This window comes from Streptococcus sanguinis (assembly GCF_003943735.1).
In the GTDB taxonomy this organism is placed as follows: domain Bacteria; phylum Bacillota; class Bacilli; order Lactobacillales; family Streptococcaceae; genus Streptococcus; species Streptococcus sanguinis_E.
Map to the genome: position 1 here is coordinate 430,664 of NZ_RJMV01000001.1, position 23,416 is coordinate 454,079.

General features: G+C 42.5%; 19 protein-coding genes and 2 pseudogenes. 7 read left to right on the forward strand and 14 right to left on the reverse strand.

Annotated features, from left to right (window positions below; genetic code table 11):
• Positions 1-165 precede the first annotated feature (165 nt).
• The 3 genes from D8877_RS02195 (at position 166) to D8877_RS02210 (ending at position 3,985) form a co-directional block, all read left to right on the forward strand.
• Positions 166-807, forward strand: coding sequence for a GntR family transcriptional regulator (locus D8877_RS02195; RefSeq protein ID WP_125352301.1), 642 nt, complete (start codon positions 166-168; stop codon positions 805-807).
• 248 nt (positions 808-1,055) lie between these two features.
• Positions 1,056-2,246, forward strand: coding sequence for a quaternary amine ABC transporter ATP-binding protein (locus tag D8877_RS02205; RefSeq protein WP_125352305.1), 1,191 nt, complete (start codon positions 1,056-1,058; stop codon positions 2,244-2,246).
• Positions 2,247-2,260: 14 nt separating this feature from the next.
• The gene (locus D8877_RS02210) at positions 2,261-3,985 is read left to right on the forward strand and encodes an ABC transporter permease/substrate binding protein (RefSeq protein ID WP_125352307.1); all 1,725 of its coding nucleotides are present in this window, start codon (positions 2,261-2,263) and stop codon (positions 3,983-3,985) included.
• Positions 3,986-4,092: 107 nt separating this feature from the next.
• Here D8877_RS02210 and D8877_RS02215 read toward each other — a convergent pair whose 3' ends face one another.
• Both D8877_RS02215 and D8877_RS02220 read right to left on the reverse strand, forming a co-directional pair.
• Positions 4,093-6,222 carry a transglutaminase domain-containing protein gene (locus tag D8877_RS02215; protein ID WP_032909599.1) on the reverse strand — a complete coding sequence of 710 codons (2,130 nt, stop codon included), beginning with the start codon at positions 6,220-6,222 and terminating at the stop codon, positions 4,093-4,095.
• A 275-nt stretch (positions 6,223-6,497) separates the two neighbouring features.
• A complete protein-coding gene (locus tag D8877_RS02220) occupies positions 6,498-7,943 on the reverse strand; it encodes a glycoside hydrolase family 1 protein (protein WP_312023221.1) in 1,446 nt (481 codons plus the stop codon).
• Positions 7,944-8,048: 105 nt separating this feature from the next.
• Between D8877_RS02220 and D8877_RS02225 the strand changes: the two genes are divergently transcribed.
• Entirely contained in the window at positions 8,049-8,921 is an 873-nt protein-coding gene (locus tag D8877_RS02225; protein ID WP_002932053.1) for an AraC family transcriptional regulator, read from the forward strand.
• 116 nt (positions 8,922-9,037) lie between these two features.
• Here the strand turns inward: D8877_RS02225 and D8877_RS02230 are convergent, their stop codons facing one another.
• From D8877_RS02230 to D8877_RS02280, 11 genes and pseudogenes are all read right to left on the reverse strand, one after another.
• On the reverse strand, positions 9,038-9,709 hold the full coding sequence (locus D8877_RS02230; RefSeq protein ID WP_125341230.1) for a hypothetical protein: 672 nt from the start codon (positions 9,707-9,709) through the stop codon (positions 9,038-9,040).
• A gap of 66 nt (positions 9,710-9,775) precedes the next feature.
• Positions 9,776-9,973: pseudogene (locus tag D8877_RS12495) on the reverse strand (RhtB family transporter).
• 174 nt (positions 9,974-10,147) lie between these two features.
• The gene (locus tag D8877_RS02240; protein ID WP_125352309.1) at positions 10,148-11,530 is read right to left on the reverse strand and encodes a CapA family protein; all 1,383 of its coding nucleotides are present in this window, start codon (positions 11,528-11,530) and stop codon (positions 10,148-10,150) included.
• 214 nt (positions 11,531-11,744) lie between these two features.
• Positions 11,745-13,016 (reverse strand): TRZ/ATZ family protein, encoded by a 1,272-nt coding sequence (locus tag D8877_RS02245; protein WP_125352311.1) that lies wholly within the window; start codon positions 13,014-13,016, stop codon positions 11,745-11,747.
• 186 nt (positions 13,017-13,202) lie between these two features.
• Complete coding sequence (locus tag D8877_RS02250; protein ID WP_125352313.1) at positions 13,203-14,837, reverse strand: hypothetical protein; 1,635 nt, start codon at positions 14,835-14,837, stop codon at positions 13,203-13,205.
• A gap of 166 nt (positions 14,838-15,003) precedes the next feature.
• Positions 15,004-15,714 (reverse strand): methionine ABC transporter permease, encoded by a 711-nt coding sequence (locus D8877_RS02255; protein WP_002910662.1) that lies wholly within the window; start codon positions 15,712-15,714, stop codon positions 15,004-15,006.
• The gene (locus D8877_RS02260) at positions 15,704-16,732 is read right to left on the reverse strand and encodes a methionine ABC transporter ATP-binding protein (protein ID WP_260468639.1); all 1,029 of its coding nucleotides are present in this window, start codon (positions 16,730-16,732) and stop codon (positions 15,704-15,706) included. The genes D8877_RS02255 and D8877_RS02260 overlap by 11 nt, the downstream gene beginning before the upstream one ends.
• A gap of 154 nt (positions 16,733-16,886) precedes the next feature.
• Entirely contained in the window at positions 16,887-17,726 is an 840-nt protein-coding gene (locus D8877_RS02265) for a MetQ/NlpA family ABC transporter substrate-binding protein (RefSeq protein ID WP_376739358.1), read from the reverse strand.
• Between the two features lie 158 nt (positions 17,727-17,884).
• Complete coding sequence (gene msrB, locus D8877_RS02270) at positions 17,885-18,820, reverse strand: peptide-methionine (R)-S-oxide reductase MsrB (protein ID WP_125352317.1); 936 nt, start codon at positions 18,818-18,820, stop codon at positions 17,885-17,887.
• 255 nt (positions 18,821-19,075) lie between these two features.
• On the reverse strand, positions 19,076-19,465 hold the full coding sequence (locus tag D8877_RS02275) for a DUF1310 family protein (RefSeq protein WP_125352319.1): 390 nt from the start codon (positions 19,463-19,465) through the stop codon (positions 19,076-19,078).
• A 164-nt stretch (positions 19,466-19,629) separates the two neighbouring features.
• Entirely contained in the window at positions 19,630-20,568 is a 939-nt protein-coding gene (locus D8877_RS02280) for a dihydroorotate oxidase (protein WP_125352321.1), read from the reverse strand.
• A gap of 352 nt (positions 20,569-20,920) precedes the next feature.
• Here D8877_RS02280 and gdhA point away from each other — a divergent pair, with 352 nt between their 5' ends.
• The 3 genes and pseudogenes from gdhA to D8877_RS02295 all read left to right on the forward strand — a co-directional run.
• Positions 20,921-22,267 (forward strand): NADP-specific glutamate dehydrogenase, encoded by a 1,347-nt coding sequence (gene gdhA / locus D8877_RS02285; protein WP_125352323.1) that lies wholly within the window; start codon positions 20,921-20,923, stop codon positions 22,265-22,267.
• 31 nt (positions 22,268-22,298) lie between these two features.
• Positions 22,299-22,784, forward strand: a complete 486-nt coding sequence (locus tag D8877_RS02290; RefSeq protein ID WP_125352343.1) for a GNAT family N-acetyltransferase — start codon at positions 22,299-22,301, stop codon at positions 22,782-22,784.
• A gap of 15 nt (positions 22,785-22,799) precedes the next feature.
• A pseudogene (locus D8877_RS02295) lies at positions 22,800-22,949 on the forward strand (NADP oxidoreductase); the annotation flags it as partial.
• A 50-nt stretch (positions 22,950-22,999) separates the two neighbouring features.
• Here D8877_RS02295 and D8877_RS02300 read toward each other — a convergent pair.
• Entirely contained in the window at positions 23,000-23,368 is a 369-nt protein-coding gene (locus D8877_RS02300) for an EXLDI protein (RefSeq protein ID WP_002929172.1), read from the reverse strand.
• Between the last annotated feature and the right edge of the window lie 48 nt (positions 23,369-23,416).

A 23,416-nucleotide genomic window follows, 5' to 3' on the forward strand; every position in this document is an offset into this window, starting at 1 on the left:
TTCCAGAAGACCTCTAACTTTTAGACATATTATACTACTTAAAAAAGTAAAAAGAAAGGCGAGAAGAGGCGAATAAGACAGTCGATTTTACGAAGGACACTTTTCAATCTTCCAGTTTTATATTATAATCATAGCTATATTCCTGTCGTAAAATTGGAGGTCCTCATGAGCAAAAAAGAAGTCGCATTCCCACGCTACCAGCAGATTGCCGTCGCCATTGCCGAGCGAATCGTTGACGGCAAATATCCCATCGGCAGCAAGATCTATGCCCGCTCTACCCTAGCCAGCAACTTCAATGTCTCCCCTGAGACAGCCCGCAAGGCTATCAATGTGCTAGTAGATCTGGAAATCATGGAAGTCCGCCATGGCAGTGGAGCCTTCATTTCCTCCAAGGAAAAAGCTCAGCAGTTTCTCGAGACTTATAAAGATGTCAACTCTCTGCAGGACCTCAAAAGCAAGCTTCACCAGAGCATCCAGCGCCAAGAGGAAGAATTTGCCAACTTTTCCCAACTCCTTAATCAGCTTCTCAGTCGAACTAAAGATGTCCAGCAGCGCTTCCCTTTCAATCCCTACGAGCTCCAGCTCTCAACAGACGCCATCAACCTAGGAAAATCTATCAATGAACTCAATATCTGGCACTCGACTGGCGCTACCATTGTCGCAGTCCAGCAGGGCGACCAACTCCTAATCTCGCCTGGTCCGTATACCAAGCTGGAAGCCGGCAATACCATCTACTTTGTTGGCAACGAATTATCAGTCGGTTTGATGCATAATTTATTTTTTAATGAAATTGAAACAAACAAGTGAAACAGCGCTTGTTTTTTCTTTGTCTAAAAAACAGAATAGACAGGCAAATCCGCTGTCTGACAAGGTTTTTGCGGCTTTCAAAAATATTCCAGAAAATCACCCTCCCTTTTTTATAATAGCCGAAAAAGGCCGGCCTGACAGTCTTTTGGGTTTGACAAAGTGACCACACGATGTTATACTGTGATGGTCTTTTAAGTGACAACTTATCAAAACAAACATGTAGTCACTTGTGCAAAAGGAGAAATACGTTGAATAAACTAGAAGTAAAACATTTGACTAAAATTTTCGGCAAAAGGCAAAAGCAGGCACTAGAAATGGTCCAGCAAGCCAAAAGCAAAACGGAAATTTTAGAAAAAACCGGTGCTACTGTCGGAGTTTACGATGTAAACTTTGAGGTTCAGACCGGAGAAATTTTTGTCATCATGGGACTGTCCGGTAGTGGGAAGTCAACCCTTATCCGCCTGCTCAACCGATTGATTGACCCGACATCAGGCGACATTTACATCGACGGCCAAGATGTGGCTAAGATGAACGAAGAGGAGCTGCGTGAGGTTCGGCGCCACAAGCTCAACATGGTCTTCCAGAACTTCGGACTCTTCCCGCATCGGACTATTCTAGAAAATACTGAGTTCGGCTTGGAAGTCCGAGGTGTTGATAAAGAGGAGCGCACGCGCCTAGCTGAACAAGCTCTGGACAATGCCGGTCTCCTGTCCTTCAAGGATCAATACCCTGATCAGCTCTCTGGTGGAATGCAGCAGCGGGTCGGCCTAGCTCGAGCTTTGGCCAACAATCCTGACATTCTGCTCATGGACGAGGCCTTCTCAGCTCTAGACCCTCTCATCCGACGCGAAATGCAGGATGAACTGCTGGATCTGCAGGCAGAGCATGAGCGTACCATTATCTTTATCACCCACGATCTCAATGAGGCCCTGCGTATCGGTGACCGCATTGCCATCATGGCTGACGGTCAGATTATGCAAATTGGAACTGGTGAGGAAATCCTGACCAATCCAGCCAACGACTTCGTTCGAGAGTTCGTTGAGGATGTGGACCGCTCTAAGGTCCTGACCGCCCAGAATATCATGACAACGCCACTGACCACCAACATTGACATCGACGGACCAACCGTGGCTCTTAATCGGATGAAAAAAGAAGAGGTCAGTATGCTGCTGGCTGTGGATAGGAAGCGCCACCTCAAGGGAAGTCTGACTGCCGAATCCGCCCGCGATGCCCGTAAGGAGCATCAAGCACTGGCTGAAGTGATTGATAAGAATGTCCGCAAAATCACTCAGGAAACCCTAATTACCGATATTTTCCCGCTGATTTACGATTCACCAGCGCCTCTGGCCGTTGTAGATGATAAGGACAAATTAGTCGGCGTTATTATCAAAGGTCGAGTCATCGAAGCCTTGGCCAATACTACTGAATCTGAAGAATAAGGGAGGTTCGCATTTTGAATATTTTACAACAGCCAATCCCCGTTTCTCAATGGGTTGAGGCCTTTACTAACTGGGTAACCGATACCTTCTCCGGACTTTTCTCGGTCCTTCAGGCTATCGGAAATGCCATCATGAATGGAATGACAGATACCCTGCTCTTCATTCCGCCCCTGCTCTTTATCGCAGTCATCACTATCTTTACCTATTTGATTTCCAAGCGTAAGCTGGGGCTGCCCCTGCTCACCTTCCTGGGCCTGCTCTTTGTTTACAACCAAGGCCTCTGGGAAAATCTCATGAACACTGTGACCTTGGTCATCGTCTCCAGTGCCATTTCCATTATCATCGGTATTCCACTGGGGATTTGGATGGCTAAGAGCAACCGTGTCGAAGCCGTTATCAAGCCCTTGCTGGACTTTATGCAGACCATGCCGGCCTTTGTCTACCTGATACCGGCCGTGGCCTTCTTCGGTATTGGTATGGTGCCTGGAGTCTTTGCCTCTGTCATCTTTGCCCTGCCACCGACTGTCCGCTTTACCAATCTAGCCATTCGTCAGATTCCGACCGAGCTGATTGAAGCATCAGACTCCTTCGGGGGCACAGGCAAGCAGAAACTCTTCAAAGTTGAGCTGCCTCTGGCTAAAAACACCATCCTAGCCGGGGTCAATCAGACCATCATGCTGGCTCTGTCTATGGTCGTTACCGCCTCTATGATTGGGGCGCCAGGACTGGGCCGCGGCGTTCTCTCTGCCCTCCAGCATGCCGACATCGGTTCCGGATTTGTCAATGGGGTATCTCTGGTTATCCTGGCCATTATCATTGACCGCCTGACCCAGAAGCTCAACCAGCCTCTGGCTAAAAAATCACCGGTCACTGCCAAGGAAAAACGCAACAAGATTATGCTCTGGTCTGCTCTGGCTGCTGTCATCCTGACAGCCTTTGTCGGAAATCAAGTGACCAAGCTTCAGCAAAGCAAAAAAGAAAAGGTCAACCTTGCCTATGTTGAATGGGACTCCGAAGTTGCCTCAACCAATGTCGTAGCGGAAGCTCTCAAGGAAATGGGTTACGATGTCACCATCACACCGCTGGACAATGCCGTTATGTGGAAGTCCGTTGCTAATAGCGAAGCAGATGCCATGGTTTCTGCCTGGTTGCCGACCACCCACGCTGCTCTCTATGAAGAGTACAAGGACAAACTAGTAGACTTGGGGCCAAACCTTGAGGGCGTTAAGACAGGGCTAGTCGTACCAAGCTATATGGACGCTGATTCTATCGAAGACCTGTCAGACCAAGCCAAGAAAACTATCACAGGTATTGAGCCCGGCGCTGGTATCATGACCGCCACTGAGAAGACTATGCAAGAATACAGCAATCTCAGTGGCTGGAATCTTTCTTCTTCCTCAACAGGAGCCATGACCACTGCTCTGGATCAAGCTATTAAGAATAAAGAAGATATCATCGTAACTGGTTGGTCACCTCACTGGATGTTCTCCAAATACGACCTCAAATACCTCAAGGATCCTAAGGGAACTATGGGTGGCAAGGAAGCTATCCACACTATGACTCGGAAAAATCTAGACAAGGACTTACCAGAAGTCAATAAGGTCCTAGACAACTTCAACTGGACCCAAAAGGACATGGAAGAAGTCATGCTTAAGATTAACGAAGGCAGCTCACCAGAAGCCGCAGCCAAAGAGTGGATCAAAAACCACCAGAAAGAAGTCGAAAGTTGGAAGAAATAAAAGCATAGAAAAAACCCTGAGATACTGTTATCTCAGGGTTTTTGATTGGCTTCTTCCTTGCCTTACAAGACTTAGGCATCTTTTAAAGATTGCTTCTATTTGGATCATCATTCTTTAATAGCATCTTCGTATCTGTCAAAGGCATAGTGGCTCTGTGCGTAGAGTGGATTATCCATGGCCAATAGCAAGTATTCGTTTTCTTTTTTAGCGCTATCTCCATCAGAGTCATTCCAGGTAACATCTAAGGCCAGCCACTGACCATCTACTTTTGCGAAGTTCCAAGCATGCGGGTCAAAATCATCTGTATTTCCACTCACATACATGGTTTCGAGACCAGCTTCCTGAGCAAGAGCCTGGAAGGTTACAGCATAAGCTTGACAGACTCCCTTACCCTCAAATAGCGGACCAGTAATATCAAAACTAGATTCATACTTGCGAATACCGTCTTGCATATCTTTAAACGCTTTTGAAATAGCCTCTTCTGATTCTTTATTCTCAATAGATGTTTTGTAATTCAAAAAGCCTTGGTAAGCAGCCTTATCATAGCTAATATGCTCAATCATATACTGATTAATTGCCTCAATCTTTTCTCGGTCGCTCATCTGGTCTTTGATGATGTCTTTGACAATCTCTTTGACTTTTTTGCGGGCCTTCTTATATTTGGCAGTTTCATCAGCATCGTATTTAAAACTTACCACATGTTGCTTAGCATCAATGGCAGGAACCACTCCCTGCTGAATGACTGGATTTTGCTCTAAAACATCGTGAAGCAATTCACTGACATCTCCTTCACTCAGCTCCGGAAACTCACTGTAATCAACATATTCTGCATCGGACAAAAGAGCCTTGGCAAAATATTCCTGCGCTGCACTTCTGGCTGCCACTCTTTCCTCAATATCACTAACATCATGAACGACTGTTTTACCCTTGAGATCCAAGTCAGCCTGCTCTACGCTGATATATTTCTCTGAAACACCCGACTTGCTTTCCTCTTTATTGACCTTTTCATTATGCTTATCTACAACAGGCTGCACTTCTTCTACACTGGCCTGTTCAATGAAAAAGTCCGTTTTGACAGTAGGCATGCCCTTGATAGAGACCAAACATCTGACATCCCGGCCTTCTTTTTCAATTTTTTCATAGACGATTGGAAAGTTCTGAATCTGGCCATCCATCATCTGCAGTGGTGCTTCTTCAGGAATATTTCCCTTCTGCCGCAGAGCGGAAACCTGGTCAGAAAAAGTCCGAAAATCGATTTGATTCGGCATCAATTTCGCAAAGCTATCAGATGAGATAGGATTGCTGATAGTTCCTAAAGCTTCTTTGTCTTTGAGGGGAACAACAAGGAGTTCATAAGGCTTTTTCTCAACTGTTTTCTTACTGTAATCCTGGTCGTAAGCCTGCAGCAACCGTTGTCTGGCAAGAATTGGATCATCACCAGAACGGCCGCCGTTGCGGCTATCATAGTGAGTAGGCAAATCTGTCCGATACACTGTCGAAGTGACCCGATCGACCTCTTTATAGTTATAAAGACCTGTCTTAGCATCACTGCCAGGCATGGTCACATACTCTCTTTTTATAATGGAATAAGAGTCCGCTCCCGGTACTTCCGTCCATTCCAGCTGCAAGCGTCCATCTCCGAGCAGACTGCTCTTGGTTTTCAGAGCTAGCTTGTCGCGCCCTTTCTTATCTATCTTAACGATCCAAAGTTTTGGCTTTTTAAGTTTTTTACCTGTTCGCTCATCATCCCGTTGCAGCAAATAGAGCGTATCAAAAACACCCCAGCTCTCACCTTGCTTGGCTAGACCATATTCCGTATGCTCTCCATTTGCCTCCACTCTAGTCGCAGAGAAATGATAAGCTGGCTCAATCACTATCTGCCGCTTATCATTCATCTTAAAGTCACCCCCTAAAATAGCTCGTAAGTTGCTGTCTCCATAAATTTCAAAGGAAGAAATCAACTCAGTCTGTCCTTCATGTGGCAGTGTCTCAAAATCGTTAGGCTTTTGTACCTCTGTCGGAAATGTAATAGGCTCATTTTCCTTGATCTGAATGACCTTTTCTTGGACATCATAAGGAGTATTTTTGCTGTATTTTTCTCTCAGCTTACGAACACTTTCCGAAAATTGGCTGCCTTGCTCTCCCGGACCTCCACCGTTCTTTTGAAAAAGACTGCAGCCCATCAGAAAACAAATCAATAGAGTAAGCAGAGAAATGAAACGGATTTTCCTACTCATGATTTTCCCTCCTGAAGTAAATATTCTTAATATATTATACCATATTTTATTTGAGGTGTCTTTGTTTTTTTGTAAACGGATTCAAATATCTGCAATTTTGCGAATAAACTCTTAATTTTTTTATAGAGACAGCTTCCCTCAAACTACTGCATTTTCTCCTCTTGCTTTTAAAATCAAGAGGCTTCAGCCAATTACCTCCTTAAAACATAGAAAAACCAAGCCAGATAGGACTTGGTTTATTTTATAAGGAGCCATTTTATTTTGATTTAAGTCATTCAATCCTGATAGAGACTATCTCCATTCGTCGCAATGACTTCTTTGTACCAATCAAAAGATTTTTTCTTATAGCGGGCTAGAGTTCCGCTACCATCATCGTTGCGGTCAACGTAGATAAAGCCGTAACGCTTACTGAGTTCTGCCGTGCTGGCTGAGACCAGGTCAATACAGCCCCAAGTCGTGTAACCTAGCAGTTCTACGCCATCTTCCAGCGCTTCTCCAACCTGCTGCAAATGCTGTTTAAGATAATCAATACGGTAGTCATCTTCAACCGTTGGGCCATTTGGACCATCCACCAAGACATCCTTGGCACCGAGACCATTTTCCACGATAAAGAGAGGCAACTGATAGCGATCATAAAAGCTATTTAGCACCAAGCGCAGACCGACTGGGTCAATCTGCCAGCCCCATTCTGAGCTAGCCAGATGAGGATTCATAATACCACCTAAAAGATTGCCTCGGCCGGAAGAATAATTTTCCGGATCATGGGCCGCAACCACACTCATGTAGTAGGAGAAGGAAATAAAGTCTACAGTATTTTCAGCCAAAAGCTCTTTGTCTCCCGGCGCAAACTGAATCTCAATCCCATTCTCCTTGAAGAAACGATTGATATAGGCTGGATATTTTCCACGCGCATGGATATCAGAGAAGAGGTAGTTTTGATTTTCAAATTCCCGAGCTGCCAGAACATCTTCAGGTTTAGGTGTCATGGGATAGGCCGGCATGGCGAGAACCATACAGCCAATCTTAAAATCAGGATTGATCTCATGACCAATCTTCGTTGCTAAGGCAGACGCCACCAGCTCATGATGGACCGCTTGATAGAGGTCCTGCTTGGATAACTCTTCAGCTGGCGTGGCAATGCCGCCACTCATAAAGGGCGCATGGAGAACAGAGTTGATTTCATTAAAGGTCAGCCAATACTTGACCTTGTCCCTGTAGCGGGTAAAAACCGTGCGAACATAGCGCTCGTAGAAGCCAATCAAATCACGGTTGGCCCAGCCATTGTACTGACGCGCTAAATGCAGGGGCGTTTCATAGTGAGACAGGGTAATCAGCGGCTCAATGCCATATTTGGCCAGCTCGTCAAAGAGATTGTCGTAGAATTGCAGACCAGCTTCATTGGGCTCCAGCTCGTCTCCATTTGGAAAAATCCGAGACCAGGCAATAGAAGTTCGGTAGACCTTGAAGCCCATCTCTGCAAAGAGGGCAATGTCCTCCTTGTAGCGATGGTAGAAATCAATCCCTTCCAGCTTGAGATTATCTGGTGTCGGACCATCGGTAATCAAAGGATTGCGGTCACCTGGCTTGGCTGGCACTCCGCCTTTTGGAGTCACATCCTGAACAGACAGGCCTTTTCCATCCAGATTATAGGCGCCTTCATACTGGTTGGCTGCAGTTGCACCGCCCCAGAGGAAATTCTGCGGAAATTTACCCATTTGCATTTTCTCGCTTTCGTTTTTTTTATATTTATATTATAATAGTTGTCAAACATATTTTCTAACACAATTATCTTAATAAATTGTACTATTCTATGAAAGAGTGTCCCCATGATTGATTTAGGCCAACTACATAAAAATACCGTTTTTAAAAACCAAGGAACCCCTTATTCTCTGACCCGCACCATCACTGAGAATGGTCATCCAGATATTCTTTTCCACTGGCATACCGATGTTGAAATGATTTATGTCCATGAAGGAAAAGCACAATTTCATATTGACGACGACTACTTTAACAGTGAAAAAGGTGATATTATCCTGATTCGCCCCAATGCCCTGCACTCCATCCACCCCATCAACGACGAGCGCCATTATATGGACGCTATTAATTTCCATCTGGATCTGATGGGCTACTCTGCCATGGATCAGGCCAGCATCAACTATCTGCAGCCCCTCTACAATGGTCAGCTGGACTTGACTCATGTGATCAAGCCCAATGATACAGCCTATGCGGAGATTCGCCAGTGCCTCTTAGCAGCTATGGAAACAGGCTATTTCCGCAAATCTCACTACGAATTTCAGCTCAAAGCCCAGCTCAACCAGCTCTTCTACCTGCTCTTTGAGAACGGCTATGTCATTTCCAAAGACCTGTCACCAGAAGGCTATCGCAAGGAAGAAAAGATTCGCTCCATCATTGACTACATCAATGCCCATTACCAAGAAGACCTGAATATTGACCAATTGGCTGGCATCTGTGGCTACAGCTCCACCCATTTCATGAACTTCTTCAAGAAGCATCTGGGCGTTTCCTGCATTGAGTACCTGATTCAATTCCGCCTTCGCAAGGCAGCCGAACTCCTGCAGCACTCCAATCTCTCTGTACTGGAAATCTCCAGCCAGGCTGGCTTTAATAACCTGTCCAACTTCAACCGCCAGTTCAAAAAATACTACCAAATGACACCAAGCCAGTATCGGAAGAAATGAAGCTCTAAAATAGAAAATAAAAACGAATACCTGCTGACAAAATATGCTGAGGGTATTCGTTTTTTGTAATGCTAATATTATAAGAAGGATAGAAACAGCAACATGTTTGTAAGATATTATTCTAGATCTCGGTCCCTGCCTTCTGAGCCATAGACTCTGTGATAGGCTTTGACATAAAAAGATATGGGTTTATCTGATTCGTTTTGGACAGTGATATCTTGATCACTGTCGCTTACACTAAAAACAAACGTTCTATTTTGGGTAAAGTTGACATCAATGCTATAGTTTTCGTTAAACTCAACACCTAAATCGGATAAAGCCTGTTCGTTTGGGATTGTTATCCCCCCATCCTTTTCATTATAGTAGTGAACAGACTTTTTTTCTGCATCATAGATATACTCATTTTCACCTATCTGCTCTCTCAAATAAGAATCGTATATTCTAATTTTCCCATCTGTTTTATCTTTAAATTTTAAAACACTGACTCCTGAACCCTTTATTAGGTCAAGATAAGGCTTTTTAATCTTTACATAAACAGCTTCACCTGGCTTTAATTTTACTAATTGGTAAGAGCCACCATGATCTTCTCCGCCAAAATAAACCAGATTCCAAATCAAGGTTCCCAAAAAGAGTAGACTAATCACTTTCCCATAAATGCTTTTGTAGAAAGGTTTCTTTATACAGATATAAACTATCCATGAAACGATAAAAACAACAAAGATAAATAAGAGTGGTAAAAAGTGAATTAAAAAGTCTATTAAAAGAAAAAGTTGTTCAAAAAAATTCATATTTCGCCTTTCTTTAATTTTCAATCAATATTTAGTTTCAACCAACAAGGATAAAGCTAGTTCCTATCATCCAATCATTTCTATACTAGCAAGTTCAGCAGAAGATTGAAGAGTCCCAGCCAAAAGATAGCTAGCAGCAAATTGCGCCCCTGCTTTTCCTTAAAGAGATTTCTTCTCAGAAACAGGCAGAAAATCAACAAGACCAGGGAGCACACTAGCAACAAAAACAAGATAAACATAGGTATAAGATACAAAAGCAACCACAAACCAAAATACATTTCATTTTCTTTCCAATAACATAATAGACGAGCTCGAAAGCGGTCAGTTTCATTCATTAACAGTTCTATAATCCTTTTTAATTATAACAAAATCTTAAATTTCAAAACAGCAAAAGCCAGATTGGTAAATCCAATCTGGCTAAAATCATATTCAAGCAATTTATTGCCCCGGCCAATTCAGTCCAACATGAGAATTCATTTCCTGATAGGCGGTATCAATCCGTGCTCTGGTTTCTTGATCCAGTTTGTCTCGATACTTGCCACCTTCGACAAAGTCGTCCAAAATCCAGGTCTGGTAAGTGTATAAAGGTAGACCGTCTGCCGAAGTAGCGCCCTTTTCAACTCGGCTGACCCAGCTCGGATGAGCCTGAGCACTTTTTATCAGCGTGCCTGATGCTGTCTTTTCAATGGTAACATCCATCAGCACTCCGCGCTCAGTCCAATGAGCATTTTCAATTTCCTCCATGGTTTCGATGCGCTGATTGGAAATAAAATTCCCCATAGAATACATAATCAGCTTCTTCTGGCCGTCTTTCTCTAAAATCTCCGCCGGCTGAACCACATGAGGATGGCCTCCAAAGACGATATCTGCTCCCCAGTCAACCATTTTATGGTAGAGGGTCATCTGCTCCTCTGTTGGCTCCAGCTGGTACTCTATCCCCATCTGAGGCATGACGACTGTGATGTCAGCTTCCTTTTCTGCCCGTTCAATCTCCGCCCGCATCTTTTCTTCATCCAGATCGGACAGGCGATTATCATAGTCTTCCTGACTGAGAAGCCCTTCCATTCCATTGTAGCCATAGGAGTAAGCCAGCAGTGCAATCTTAATGCCTTTGACTTCCTTTATCAAAATCGGTGCCTGACTGCGTTTTTCATGCGGATAAACACCGATGGGAGTGATTCCCTCTTTTTCAAAAGCCTGAGCTGTAGTGAAAACTCCCTCTAAGCCAGAGTCTAAAATGTGATTATGAGCCAGGTCCATCACCTGATAGCCAGCATCCTTGATTGCTGGAACTACGGCTTCTGGAGCATTAAAAAGTGGATAGCCATTCAAGGGATAGTCCGGCCGAATCGTGCCTTCAAAGTCCCCTAAGACCAAATCTCCCTGCCGAAGCCATTCCTTAGCATATTGGAAATTCTCAGAAAAATCATAAGTTCCATCTTCTTTCTGGGCGCTCAGATAAAGGCCGTCGTGATAAAGCAAATCCCCAGTCGCCATGATACGAACCGTTTGATTCTGAGAGGAATCCGACTGCTGCTCTTTCTTACTAGGAGACAGAAAGGTGAAATCCTGCACATGCTCCGACAGCAGAATTAATCCGGCTGACATCCCAACAACTGTCAAAAGCGCACCGACAAACTGGCGATTGCTAAGCTGTTTTTTAAAGAACTTAGGAAGAGAAAGCGGCAACTTCTTAATCCAACCCCGCCAAGCTTGGTAGGCATCTGTCAGGAGAGTATACTCCACAGCAAAACCCGATATCTTTTTCCAAAGTTCCTGAAAAAAAGTCTGAATTTTCTCCCAAAGATTTTTTTTATCCATCACATCTCTCCGCTTTTTCTTGCTTGATAATAACGCATCAATCTTTACTATATTGTACTATTTTTACTGCCAAAAGAAAAGGAAAGCAAAAAGCAGAGGAGGGAGAAGCATGCTACAATCTTCAAATTGCGGCAATCTCTCCCATTCTCCTGCTTCATTTTCTATTTTTTCAATTCTAAGAGCTGATCAACGAGCTGAAAATCGGCTTTCATTCTTACCCCAAACTTCCTACATCAACGGTCAGCACTTGGCCGTCTCGGACAACCTGTCGCCCTGCAATGTAGACATCCTGAACATCGCTGCCTTTGACTGCGTACACTAGGTGCGATAGCATATTTTCCAAAGGATAGAGGTGAAGTCGTCCCTTAGGTTGAATGACAATGAAATCGGCTTGTTTGCCCATTTCCAGACTGCCGATTTTCTTCTCTAATCCCAGAGCTTTGGCTCCTTCAATGGTCAAAGCTTTTAAAGCCTGCTCAATTGTAAACTGGGTCGCATCGCCTGCCCGCATCTTCTGAAGGAGAGCAGCTGTCCGACCTTCTTCAAACATATCCAGATTATTATTGGAAGCGACAGAGTCTGTCGCTAAGCCAACGGTCACTCCAGCGGCTAATAAGTCCGTCACCGGAGCTACTCCAGAAGCCAGCTTGAGGTTGCTGATAGGATTGTGGGCGATGCTGACTGGTGAAGCCGCTAAATCCGCAATCTCTGACGGATTCAATTCAACTCCGTGAGCAAAAATTGCTGGCTGATCCAAGTAGCCTAGGTCTTTTAAGAAAGCCAGAGGCCGTTTACCATAGCGCTCCAGAATGATTTTATTTTCTTCCTGTGTCTCCGCCACATGGATATGAAGCTTCAAATCCAGCTCACGCGCTAGCTCAAGACTACCCTTTAGCAGATCTTCGTCACAGGCATAGGGCGAGTGAGGCGCCACCATAACCTGAAAATCTTCATCATCATAGAAGCGGATTTTCTCAATAATGGCCCGAGTACGTGCCAGAGTCTCTTCTGCTGTTTCCGACTCTGAGCTAAAGAGTGTTGGTGAGAAATAGCAACGCATACCAGACTGCCGCACAGTCTGATAAATCCGGTCAACATCCACTCCCTGAGGATTATACATGTCGTTAAAAGTCGTTGTTCCTGACTGTAACATTTCAGCTAGAGCCAGCTGGACAGCCTGGGTCGTTAGATCCGCTGTGAATTGACTTTCTGCTGGCCAGATATAGTCCTCCAGCCATTCATGCAGATTGCTGTCATCACGAATCCCGCGCAGCAAGGTCATGGCCGAGTGAGTATGACAGTTGACCAGCCCTGGCATGATCCAAGCATCTTCATAATCCACTGTTTCACTGCATTTTCCTAGCCAGTTTTCATCATAGGGACCGCAGTAGGCAATGCGGTCGTCCTCAACCACTAGCAGCCCGTCCCGGTAAACATGAAATGCGCTGTCACAGGTCACCAGATTGACATTTGTATAAGCTTTCATTTCAACTCCTTTCCATTTTAAATCAAAATTCTAATTTACCTTATTTACTTTATCAATAAGCTGACGGTTTGCTTCTTTTTGGAGATCATAAACAGGTGTATTGACTGGATTGTAGACTAAATATTCAGACTCCCCATCCATAAAGAGAATATTCTGGTCCCCCAAGAGAGATGAATCCGCCTTGGATTAAATGTTATTAGCAATAATTTGATCATCAAACTTAGTTGCAATCAGTTTTTGAGGCTGTTCCTTGGCCAAATCAAGAATTGCTTGAGATTGAGATAGATTGCTTGAATTAGCTGCTGTTACAAAAACAAAATAAATATTTTGATTTGGACCTTCAGCAGTTAATTTCTTAATCCGCTCCAGTTGGTTACTAGTATAATCTACCTTCAAACCTGATGACTTATAACCATAACTGTGAATCGCTACTACAACCGGTGATTCTGCTGCCAGTTCTCCCTTCTGGCGAGCAGCGAAAGTTGCTTCCAGATTATTTATCTCTTTTTCGGTATATTCTTCGTCATCCGCGTAGATAGCTTTTCCCAATGTATTGGACGCCCATAGATACTTAACCCAGCGAGAATAATAGAGTTCTCCAACTTTATATGGGGAATCTACTATAGATAAGTTCCCTTTTTTGATTTGCCAATAAAAAGCAGTTTCATCAGCTCTATTCTGTCCAATAAAAGGTGCTAATTCATTTTTCACTCCTATTGAAAAATTTCCTTCATCATAGGCAAGATTTACATAATCACTGTAACTCCCTACTGTATGACTTTGTAGATCACGAGTTTGATTTGCCGGGACTTGCCAGCCTTCCAAAATATTATCCTGTTCAATAGGTGCTAGCAAACGAGTCAGGTAAGTCATTCCTGAAAGGTTGGTATTGATCCAATAAAATTTACCACCCTTTTTCAAATTTTCCGTTGCTTTCGGGAATTGCTGTGTTAAGCGCAAATTATCAAGCCTATCTGGTTGTTCCTTCAAAGCTCTAGCCAGGGCACTAATATATTCTGTCTTTTTCGTTTTTGAATTGTATTCAGAAGTCCCTGCTTCATAATTTAGTAACCCTACAATATGATTAGAAGAAAATTTATAAGGAGATTCTATACTGTTAGAAAACATAGGTAACAAGTCGGAAGTAGTTGCTAGACTATAAGATTTATAGCTTGATTTACCATCTGAGACATCTGTCAAAAGTCCAGGAATATCAACACCATAGAGCCAATCTGATTCTTCTCCTGTTTTCCGATTTATTGCATGAATTAAGAGGTGATGGGAAACGTAGCCGTTAGCACTTGAAGTTTCTGTATAAATCCTACGATCAATTCCAACAGGTAGGAGATTCTCATCTTCTTCAGCAAAGTCTTCAAACACATCTACCTGAATTGTCTTATGTTTGCCTGTCTCACCATCTAGCTCTTCGTCCATACGGTGAATGGTTAACTTAAATTTATCAGAATCATCTTTCTGAAAAGATTCTTGACTAACATAGTTCTTCAAGGAAATTTCCACTTCAATAACATCATCATCCGTAACCCAGTAGTCCTCGCCTTTGAGAACAAATCCGTAGAGAAGATTTCCTTGATAAATAAAAGACAAATTCTCAATCTTAGATTTCAGAAAATAGCCTTTTTCACCAGGGTTCATTGTTGTACTTTCACCAACTAAATGATTCTGATTTTGCGGATGCTTGTCACCAGAATAAATATTGGCCAAAATCAAGATTCCTATAATCAAAACAAGTGCTGAAATGAGACCATGCTTTTTAATAAAAGCCCACAAGTTACCTACAAACTTTTTAATTTTCTCTGTCATTCTATCCCCTTCTCTAGTCGTACTAAGTCTGGTGCATTGTTTATCAAAATCCTATCTCCTCACTAGGAGATTTTAGCTATTATAACAAGCCTAATCTAATTGCGCAAGTCTTTTAATACAATTACGGCATTAAAAAGAGCCCCATATGGAGCTCTCCAAAACCAACTTAACGTTTATCAACTTTCTTAGTAACGAAGTCACCAAGAATTTGAATAATAAATACCAATATCAAAATACAAACTGTTGATACAAAAATAACATCTTGCATATTCCGAGTAAAACCAACTTGATAAGCAAGGTTACCAAGACCGCCTGCACCAATTACCCCAGCAATAGCAGTTGATCCTACTAGAGCAATAGCAGTTACAGTAATACCAGAAACAAGTGCAGGTAAAGATTCTGGTATTAGCACTTTCCAAATGACCTGAAAAGTATTAGCTCCCATAGATTCTGCAGCCTCAATGACACCAGACGGTATTTCATTTAGAGCAATAGAAACTAAGCGAGCATAAAATGGAGCCGCGCTGATAACTAGAGTTGGAATGGCGCCTTCCGGACCAATAATTGTTCCCATGATTGAACGAGTAAAAGGAATCAATAAAACCAAAAGGATGATAAAAGGAATGGAACGAAATACGTTAATGATCCCTGCCAGTAAAAAATTAACAAACCTGTTGGCTAGAACTTTGTTAGGACCTGTAAGATAGAGAAATAATCCTAAAATCAATCCTATAACAAAGACATAAAATGTTGATACCAGAGTCATATACAAGGTCTCTTGAATAGCAACAATTAAATTTTCCCAAACAACATTTTTAAAACTCAACATTTCGTTCAGGAGAGCCAAGAACCCTCTTTGTTCTACACTAGCGAACATTATCTAACACCTCCACACTGACACCAGCCTGACGGAAACGATCCAGAACTTCGTGTGTCTTTTCTTCATTTTCTTCGACCACAATAACCATGGAGCCCAACGGGCCTTTTTGGGTTACATTGACTTTGGCTTGCAGAATCGTAATCGTAGCATCCAAATCCCGAATAACGTTCGAAAGCATGCCTTCTGCTGTCTTATCTCCCAGATATTGGATGCGAACCAGAGTTCCAGATTTTAGCGATTTTTCTAGATGATGATAGACATGTGTCAGGTCATCTTCCGCAAATTCTTCTCCGACAAACTGTTTGGTGATTTCCTGCTGAGGATTCTTAAAGACATCAATGACTTGCCCTTCTTCGACTACACGCCCATTCTCCATAACGGCAACCTTATGGCAAATCTGACTGACCACATGCATCTCATGGGTAATCATAATAATAGTCAGTCCAAGTTTCTTATTGATATCCACTAGAAGTCTCAGTATATCATCGGTTGTTTTAGGATCTAATGCACTCGTTGCCTCATCACAAAGAAGAACTTCTGGGTTATTAGCTAATGCACGAGCGATCCCTACACGCTGTTTCTGACCACCAGATAATTGAGCTGGATATGATTTTTCTCGCCCTTTTAAACCTACTAACTCGATCAACTCATTGACACGTTTAAGACGATCATCCTTAGGAACTCCCGCAACTTCCAGCGGAAAGGCAATGTTTTGCTCCACTGTTCGAGACCAGAGCAAATTGAAATGCTGGAAAATCATCGCAATCTTTTTACGTGCTTCTAACAAGTCTTTCCGTTTCAGGCTGCTAATATTTTTATCGTTAATGGTTACAGTACCTTTGCTAACCGTTTCAAGACCATTCAGCAAGCGAACTAAAGTGCTCTTTCCTGCGCCAGAAAAGCCTATAATCCCATAAATCTCACCTGTTTGGATATCTAGTGAAACATCATCAACAGCCTTTACCAAACCTTGCTTGGTATGGTAATACTTAGATACATTCTCAATACGAATCATTATTAGTCCTTTCATTTTTTCATGATGCGCAATCATTCATTTTCTTACATAGAGTGGATAAAATAGCTTATTCTATGAAAAAAACGAACTTAGGAGGAAATCTGTGCTTGATGTAAGTCAGAGTCGCCTCCAAGCGTTCGTCTTTTATATCTCATTATTTTGCTGGAATAACTGATCCGTCCTTGTATTTATCCTTGATGAATTTTTGAATCTCATCACCTTGCAATACCTTAATCAACGCTTTGATTTTTTCGGAATCTTTGTCAGCTGGTCTAACAGCAATCAAATTTGCATATGGTGATTCACTATCCTCAAGAGCAATAGAGTCCTTGACTGGAGAAAGCTTCGCATCAATAGCAAAGTTTGAGTTGATAATAACTGCATCTCCTTCATCATTGTTATAGGTTTGTACCAACAATTCTGGAGCAATCTCTGTTTTGATCTGGATATTCTTTGGATTTTCAACAATATCTTTCAACTGAGCATCGACTGGATCTACCCCATCTTTAATCTTCATCAAACCATTTTTGACAAAAAGATCAATAAAGCGACCTACTTCAGCAGGATTGGTTGAAGCATATACTACAGCATCGTTTGGCAAATCTTTGATAGACTTGTATTTCTTAGAATATAACGCCATTGGCTCAATATGAACATTCCCCACACTTACCAAATTTTCATTATTCTCTTTGTTAAATTTATCCAAGTAGGGAGTATGCTGGAAGAAGTTTGCATCTGCGTCACCATCAAAGACTAGTTTATTAGGTGTCACATAATCATTGACAATTTTAACTTCTAAATCATAGCCCTCTTTTTTCAAAATCGGTTTAGCCGCTTCCAAAATCTCAGCATGAGGTGCTGGCGAAGCAACTACCAAGATTTTTTTATCATCACTAGCAGCATCTTTATTTTTTGCACCTCCGCCGCAAGCTGCCAAACCCAAGGCTGCAAGGCCAACTAAGCCTACTGAAAAGATTTTTTTCAAATTCATCATTTATTCTCCTTTAATGGATAAAATTCTAAATCTTCTATTTTATAAGATTACTTCTCATTTTACCATGTTAAAGGAGACTTGGCTTATATAAATAATTTATCGCCGTGATAAAAAAATTATATGACTGTTTGAAGCATTTGAGTTGATTTTATACCCTTTTACTGCATGAAGGTCAGCAGATAGCCGTATCCTTCTGCTTCCATTTTCTCTTTTGGAATAAATCGCAGAGCTGCTGAGTTGATACAGTAGCGCAAGCCGCCTGCTGCTTCTGGACCGTCAGTGAAGACATGGCCCAGATGGGCATTACCAGAACGGCTGCGCACTTCAATCCGCTCCATGCCATGACTCTTGTCTTCATAGTATTTTAGAACATCTCTGGCAATCGGCCGGCTAAAGCTAGGCCAGCCGCAGCCAGATTCAAACTTGTCTCCAGCAAAAAAGAGGGGCTCACCAGTCGTCACATCTACATAAATTCCTTCTTCAAAAGTGGCATTGTAGGCATTATGGAAAGGGCGCTCTGTCGCACTATACTGGGTCACCTGATACTGCTCTTCCGTCAGCTGCTCTTTTAGTTCCACATCTGTAGGCTTCTCGTATTGGCCTGGATCGACCAAGGGCTGATAGGCATCATTGACATTGATATGGCAGTAGCCACCAGGATTTTTCTTGAGATAATCCTGATGATAGTCCTCAGCTAGAACATAATGGCGCAAAGGTTCTAGCTCAACAGCAATCTTTTGTCCCAGTTGTTTTTCCTGTTCAGCAAAGACCTGCTCAATGACTGTCTTATCGGCTTGATTGGTATAGTAAACGCCCGTCCGATACTGACGTCCTACATCATTTCCCTGCTTATTGACTGACAGAGGATCAATGACTCGGAAATAATAGAGCAGGATTTCCCGCAGGCTAACCCGCTTTTCGTCATAGACTAGATGAACCGTCTCTGCATGATTCGTCTGGTGAATCAGCTGGTAGTTGGTTGATTCCACCTGTCCATTGGCATATCCCACTGTCGTTTCCTCCACACCCTCAATGCGAGAAAAGTACTCTTCCAATCCCCAGAAGCATCCACCTGCTAAATAAATTTCAGCCATAATAACACCTCATTTCTTTGCGACTATTTTCTCATAAAAGGAGTAAATTTTATAGTGATTCAACTCAAAAATGATTTCTGCTACTGACTATAACTACTATTATACAGGCAGAATCTCATCATATTTATTTTTTTGCTCGCCGACAACCGGTCTCATTTTTTTAGCCATATTGATCTTTTACTTCACCATTAAGAGAATTATCGTTATATTCAGTCATAGCCGTCTGAAGATTTTATTCATTTACATATTTTTTGCTCATTTAACATTTTCCTTTAACAAAGCTGATAATTTAGGAGATACGGTATATCCATATGTTTCATAGTCTCCATTGTCATTTTTTATCAATCCAAAATGAAAGTCTAATTCTTTATTGTTATTAAAATACAATCGAACCATCAGACCTCCCATCGGATTATATTCTAATGTCTCAGTATCAATTTCATAAGATTGAATAACTCCTTCTCTTGTTAGAGCATTAGGATCATTCGCTCTCATATGTTCTTCATAAACCTTCCTTGCTTCTCTACTAGTCGCAATGCGTATCATCTTTTGCTTCTTCTGGTTTTGATACATACTAAATCCTATGATAATCAGTCCCGTAACTACTAGAATACTAAGCCCACTCCATAAGAATGTTTTATTCATCGTAATTTCCCCTTCAAATATCTTATCAATTTATTTTATTTGTAGTATAACACAGTTTTAGGGTATCCTTTAAAAGGTGGAGGTCAGTAGTTCTCAGATATTACCGTTGCCTTAAAAGTCTTCTAATATGGAGATTTCTTCAATCTGAAACAGCCGTATTTTAATTACTCCTCAATATACTTCAATTTTCCTCGAAAATCTTCTAAGCTTTCATAGCCTTTTTCTTCCATAATAACCTTGAGTTCTGCGGTAATGCGCTCGAAGGCGGCCACTCCTTCTTTATGAAGGGTTGTTCCTACTTGCACCATACTGGCACCACAGAGGATATGCTCAAAGGCATCGCGCCCCGTCAGGACACCACCAGTTCCAATGATTTGGATTTCCGGTTTCAGACGTTGGTAAAAGGCATGGACATTGGCCAGAGCAGTCGGCTTGATATACTGACCTCCGATACCTCCAAAACCATTTTTCGGACGAATGACCACTGACTCATCTTCTATGTAAAGGCCGTTTCCGATTGAGTTTACACAATTGACAAACTTGAGCGGATATTTGTTAAAAATCGTAGCGGCTTGATCAAAATGCACGATGTCAAAATAAGGAGGCAGCTTGATACCCAGCGGCTTGGTGAAATAAGCAAAAGCCTCTGCCAAGATTTTTTCCGTCGTTTCAAAGTCATAGGCAATCTGTGGCTTGCCAGGGACATTGGGACAGGAGAGATTGAGCTCAGTAATGCCTTTAAAGTCACTTGCCTGCACTTTCTTAAGAATAGTGTGGGTTTCTTCTGGCGACATACCGACCAAAGAGAGGAAGAAAGTCCGATTTGCTTCGCTTTCCTGGAGTTCCAGCAGGTAGTCAAGATAGTAGTCCAAACCATTGTTGGGCAGGCCCATGGAGTTGATAGACCCCAGCGGAACATCCTGATAGCGCGGTTCTGGGTTTCCCTGACGAAATTCCAGTGTCGCCGTCTTGGTCACAAATGTTCCCGCAGCAGAATCTTTGACTTCCTCCAGTTCCTCTTTTGTCATGCAGGCAACCCCAGCTGCATTCATCAGGCAGTTGTCAAATGCAAAACCAGCAATCTGTGTAGATGTCGAAACCATAGTAAAACGCTCCTTTTTCTTCTGAAGGCGAGTGCCTTTAGCTCATTTCCTCTATTATATCACCAAACTCCGCTTTTTCGTTTTTTAAACCAGCAATTCCTGACTAACGTTCGGAAAACATCCAGTTCGCTCAGCTATTTTCTGGAATATTTCAGAAAACAAATTGTAGGAATTTTTAGAAAATTCAACTTTTTTCTTTACAAGAGAAAAAAAGTCTGCTATAATGTTCCATGTAATAAAATATGACATCTAAAAGATGCCTGTTTTAAAAATTTAAACACATCCTCGTCACATAAGTTGCAAGCAGCTTTCGACAGGATGGTTTACTATTTTATTTAAAGGAGAATGACAGATGACAACTGCTAAAGAATATATCCAAAGCACTTTCGAGACCGTAAAAGCCCGCAACGGACACGAGGCAGAATTCCTCCAAGCTGTTGAAGAGTTTCTCAATACTTTGGAGCCCGTTTTTGAAAAACACCCAGAATACATCGAAGAAAACATCCTAGCGCGTATTACTGAGCCTGAGCGCGTGATCAGCTTCCGTGTTCCTTGGGTAGACCGCGAAGGTAACGTACAAGTCAACCGTGGTTACCGCGTACAATTTAACTCAGCAGTTGGTCCTTATAAAGGCGGACTTCGTTTCCACCCAACTGTAAACCAAGGTATCTTGAAATTCCTCGGATTTGAGCAAATCTTTAAAAATGTATTGACTGGCCTGCCAATCGGCGGTGGTAAAGGCGGATCTGACTTTGATCCAAAAGGTAAGACTGATGCTGAAGTGATGCGCTTCTGCCAAAGCTTTATGACAGAATTGCAAAAGCACATCGGCCCGTCTCTTGACGTTCCAGCTGGTGATATTGGTGTCGGTGGACGTGAAATCGGCTATCTCTATGGTCAATACAAACGCCTTAACCAATTCGACGCTGGTGTCTTGACTGGTAAACCCCTTGGATTTGGCGGCAGCTTGATTCGTCCAGAAGCTACTGGTTATGGCTTGGTTTACTACACCGAAGAAATGCTTAAAGCTAATGGTCAAAGCTTTGCTGGCAAGAAGGTGGTTATTTCCGGTTCTGGTAACGTAGCCCAATACGCTCTTCAAAAAGCAACTGAGCTTGGTGCAACTGTTATCTCTGTTTCTGACTCAAACGGTTATGTTATCGATGAAAACGGTATTGACTTTGATCTTTTGGTTGATGTTAAAGAAAAACGCCGCGCTCGCTTGACAGAATATGCTGCTGAAAAAGCAACTGCTACTTACCATGAAGGTTCTGTCTGGACTTACGCTGAGAAATATGACATCGCTCTGCCATGTGCGACACAAAATGAAATCAATGGTGACGCAGCTAAACGTTTGGTTGCTCAAGGCGTTATCTGTGTATCTGAAGGTGCCAACATGCCGAGTGACCTGGATGCTATCGCAGTCTACAAAGAAAATGGTATCTTCTACGGACCTGCTAAAGCAGCTAATGCTGGTGGTGTAGCTGTATCTGCTCTGGAAATGAGCCAAAACAGCCTTCGTCTGTCATGGACTCGCGAAGAAGTTGACGGCCGTCTCAAGGATATCATGACAAACATCTTCAACACAGCTAAGACTACCGCTGAAACTTACGGACTTGGCAAAGACTACCTGGCTGGTGCTAACATTGCTGCCTTCGAAAACGTAGCCAATGCTATGATTGCGCAAGGTATTGTTTAACTAGTTGATACATCCTATCGGAGGACAAATGATGAACTTACGGCCAATGGAAGTGAGAGACAATCCAGCTGTAGCGCAGCTCATTCGAGCCAGCCTAGAAGAATTCGGACTTGACAAACCAGGAACTGTCTACTTTGATTCTCATCTAGATCATTTGGCCGACTATTATCAACATCAAGAGAGGGCAGCTTACTTTGTTATGGAAGATGAAGGTCATCTCGTTGGCTGCGGTGGCTTTGCACCTGTGTCTGATAAAATTGCTGAATTACAAAAACTGTATGTCACTAAAAACAGTCGTGGCAAAGGTTATTCCAGTCGGCTGATAAAGCAGATATTCCAAGAAGCCCGCCTAGCAGGTTATGAACAGCTTTATCTAGAAACCACTACTGAACTTGCTACGGCCGTGGCCGTCTATCAACACTATGGTTTTACATCACTGCAACAACCAATTTCTAACGCTGCTGGCCACCCAGCTATGAATATCTGGATGATAAAATCCCTCTTATCAGATGAATAGATGTCAGTATACTCTGGCTGTCTCAAGAACATCATGACCAGCATCCCCAACACAGATAAAACTACCGTTGAAACTTACGGACTTAGTAAAGACTATCTGGCTGGTTCTAATATCGCTGCCTTCGAAAACGTAGCAAATGCTATGATTCCCCAAGGTATTGTCTAAGAACTATCAAACTAGAATAAATCCGACTGCTTATCAAAGCAGCCGGATTTTTATATATCTAATTTTTCAAAAAATTTGCCTGCTACCTGCTTTTCTTTTAGCTTCTCTAACAGCTTATTCTCCAGGAAAGGACTTAGTTCGTCAAAATCTTGGCAAACCTTAAAAACAGTCTCTCTGTCCAACTGACCATAAGCTAGTTCATAATAATCCTTCTTATGATGCCAGTTCTGGTCATAGTTGACATCTGTCCGTTGATAGTAAACAATGTTTTGCTTCGGTGTCAGGTAAATCTTCTGCGTCAGAATGCTTTTCTGATCTTTGGACAGCTTGCTGCGGCTGAAAATCTTAACACCCTGAAAAATCTTGCGCTCATGGATACCTTGATTTGTGACTTTTAACTCAATTCTTTTGTAATGCATACTGATACCTCCAGAAATCACCTACATTATATCAGGTTCTGGTAGATT

Coding starts and splice junctions, on each gene's coding strand:
- D8877_RS02220 (WP_312023221.1), bottom strand. CDS start 7,943: ATGCAAATGGGTAAATTTCCGCAGAATTTCCTCTGGGGCGGTGCAACT.
- D8877_RS02275 (WP_125352319.1), bottom strand. CDS start 19,465: ATGAATAAAACATTCTTATGGAGTGGGCTTAGTATTCTAGTAGTTACG.
- D8877_RS02195 (WP_125352301.1), top strand. CDS start 166: ATGAGCAAAAAAGAAGTCGCATTCCCACGCTACCAGCAGATTGCCGTC.
- D8877_RS02280 (WP_125352321.1), bottom strand. CDS start 20,568: ATGGTTTCGACATCTACACAGATTGCTGGTTTTGCATTTGACAACTGC.
- D8877_RS02260 (WP_260468639.1), bottom strand. CDS start 16,732: ATGATTCGTATTGAGAATGTATCTAAGTATTACCATACCAAGCAAGGT.
- D8877_RS02255 (WP_002910662.1), bottom strand. CDS start 15,714: ATGTTCGCTAGTGTAGAACAAAGAGGGTTCTTGGCTCTCCTGAACGAA.
- D8877_RS02265 (WP_376739358.1), bottom strand. CDS start 17,726: ATGATGAATTTGAAAAAAATCTTTTCAGTAGGCTTAGTTGGCCTTGCA.
- D8877_RS02250 (WP_125352313.1), bottom strand. CDS start 14,837: ATGACAGAGAAAATTAAAAAGTTTGTAGGTAACTTGTGGGCTTTTATT.
- D8877_RS02230 (WP_125341230.1), bottom strand. CDS start 9,709: ATGAATTTTTTTGAACAACTTTTTCTTTTAATAGACTTTTTAATTCAC.
- D8877_RS02245 (WP_125352311.1), bottom strand. CDS start 13,016: ATGAAAGCTTATACAAATGTCAATCTGGTGACCTGTGACAGCGCATTT.
- msrB (WP_125352317.1), bottom strand. CDS start 18,820: ATGGCTGAAATTTATTTAGCAGGTGGATGCTTCTGGGGATTGGAAGAG.
- D8877_RS02225 (WP_002932053.1), top strand. CDS start 8,049: ATGATTGATTTAGGCCAACTACATAAAAATACCGTTTTTAAAAACCAA.
- gdhA (WP_125352323.1), top strand. CDS start 20,921: ATGACAACTGCTAAAGAATATATCCAAAGCACTTTCGAGACCGTAAAA.
- D8877_RS02290 (WP_125352343.1), top strand. CDS start 22,299: ATGAACTTACGGCCAATGGAAGTGAGAGACAATCCAGCTGTAGCGCAG.
- D8877_RS02215 (WP_032909599.1), bottom strand. CDS start 6,222: ATGAGTAGGAAAATCCGTTTCATTTCTCTGCTTACTCTATTGATTTGT.
- D8877_RS02300 (WP_002929172.1), bottom strand. CDS start 23,368: ATGCATTACAAAAGAATTGAGTTAAAAGTCACAAATCAAGGTATCCAT.
- D8877_RS02240 (WP_125352309.1), bottom strand. CDS start 11,530: ATGGATAAAAAAAATCTTTGGGAGAAAATTCAGACTTTTTTTCAGGAA.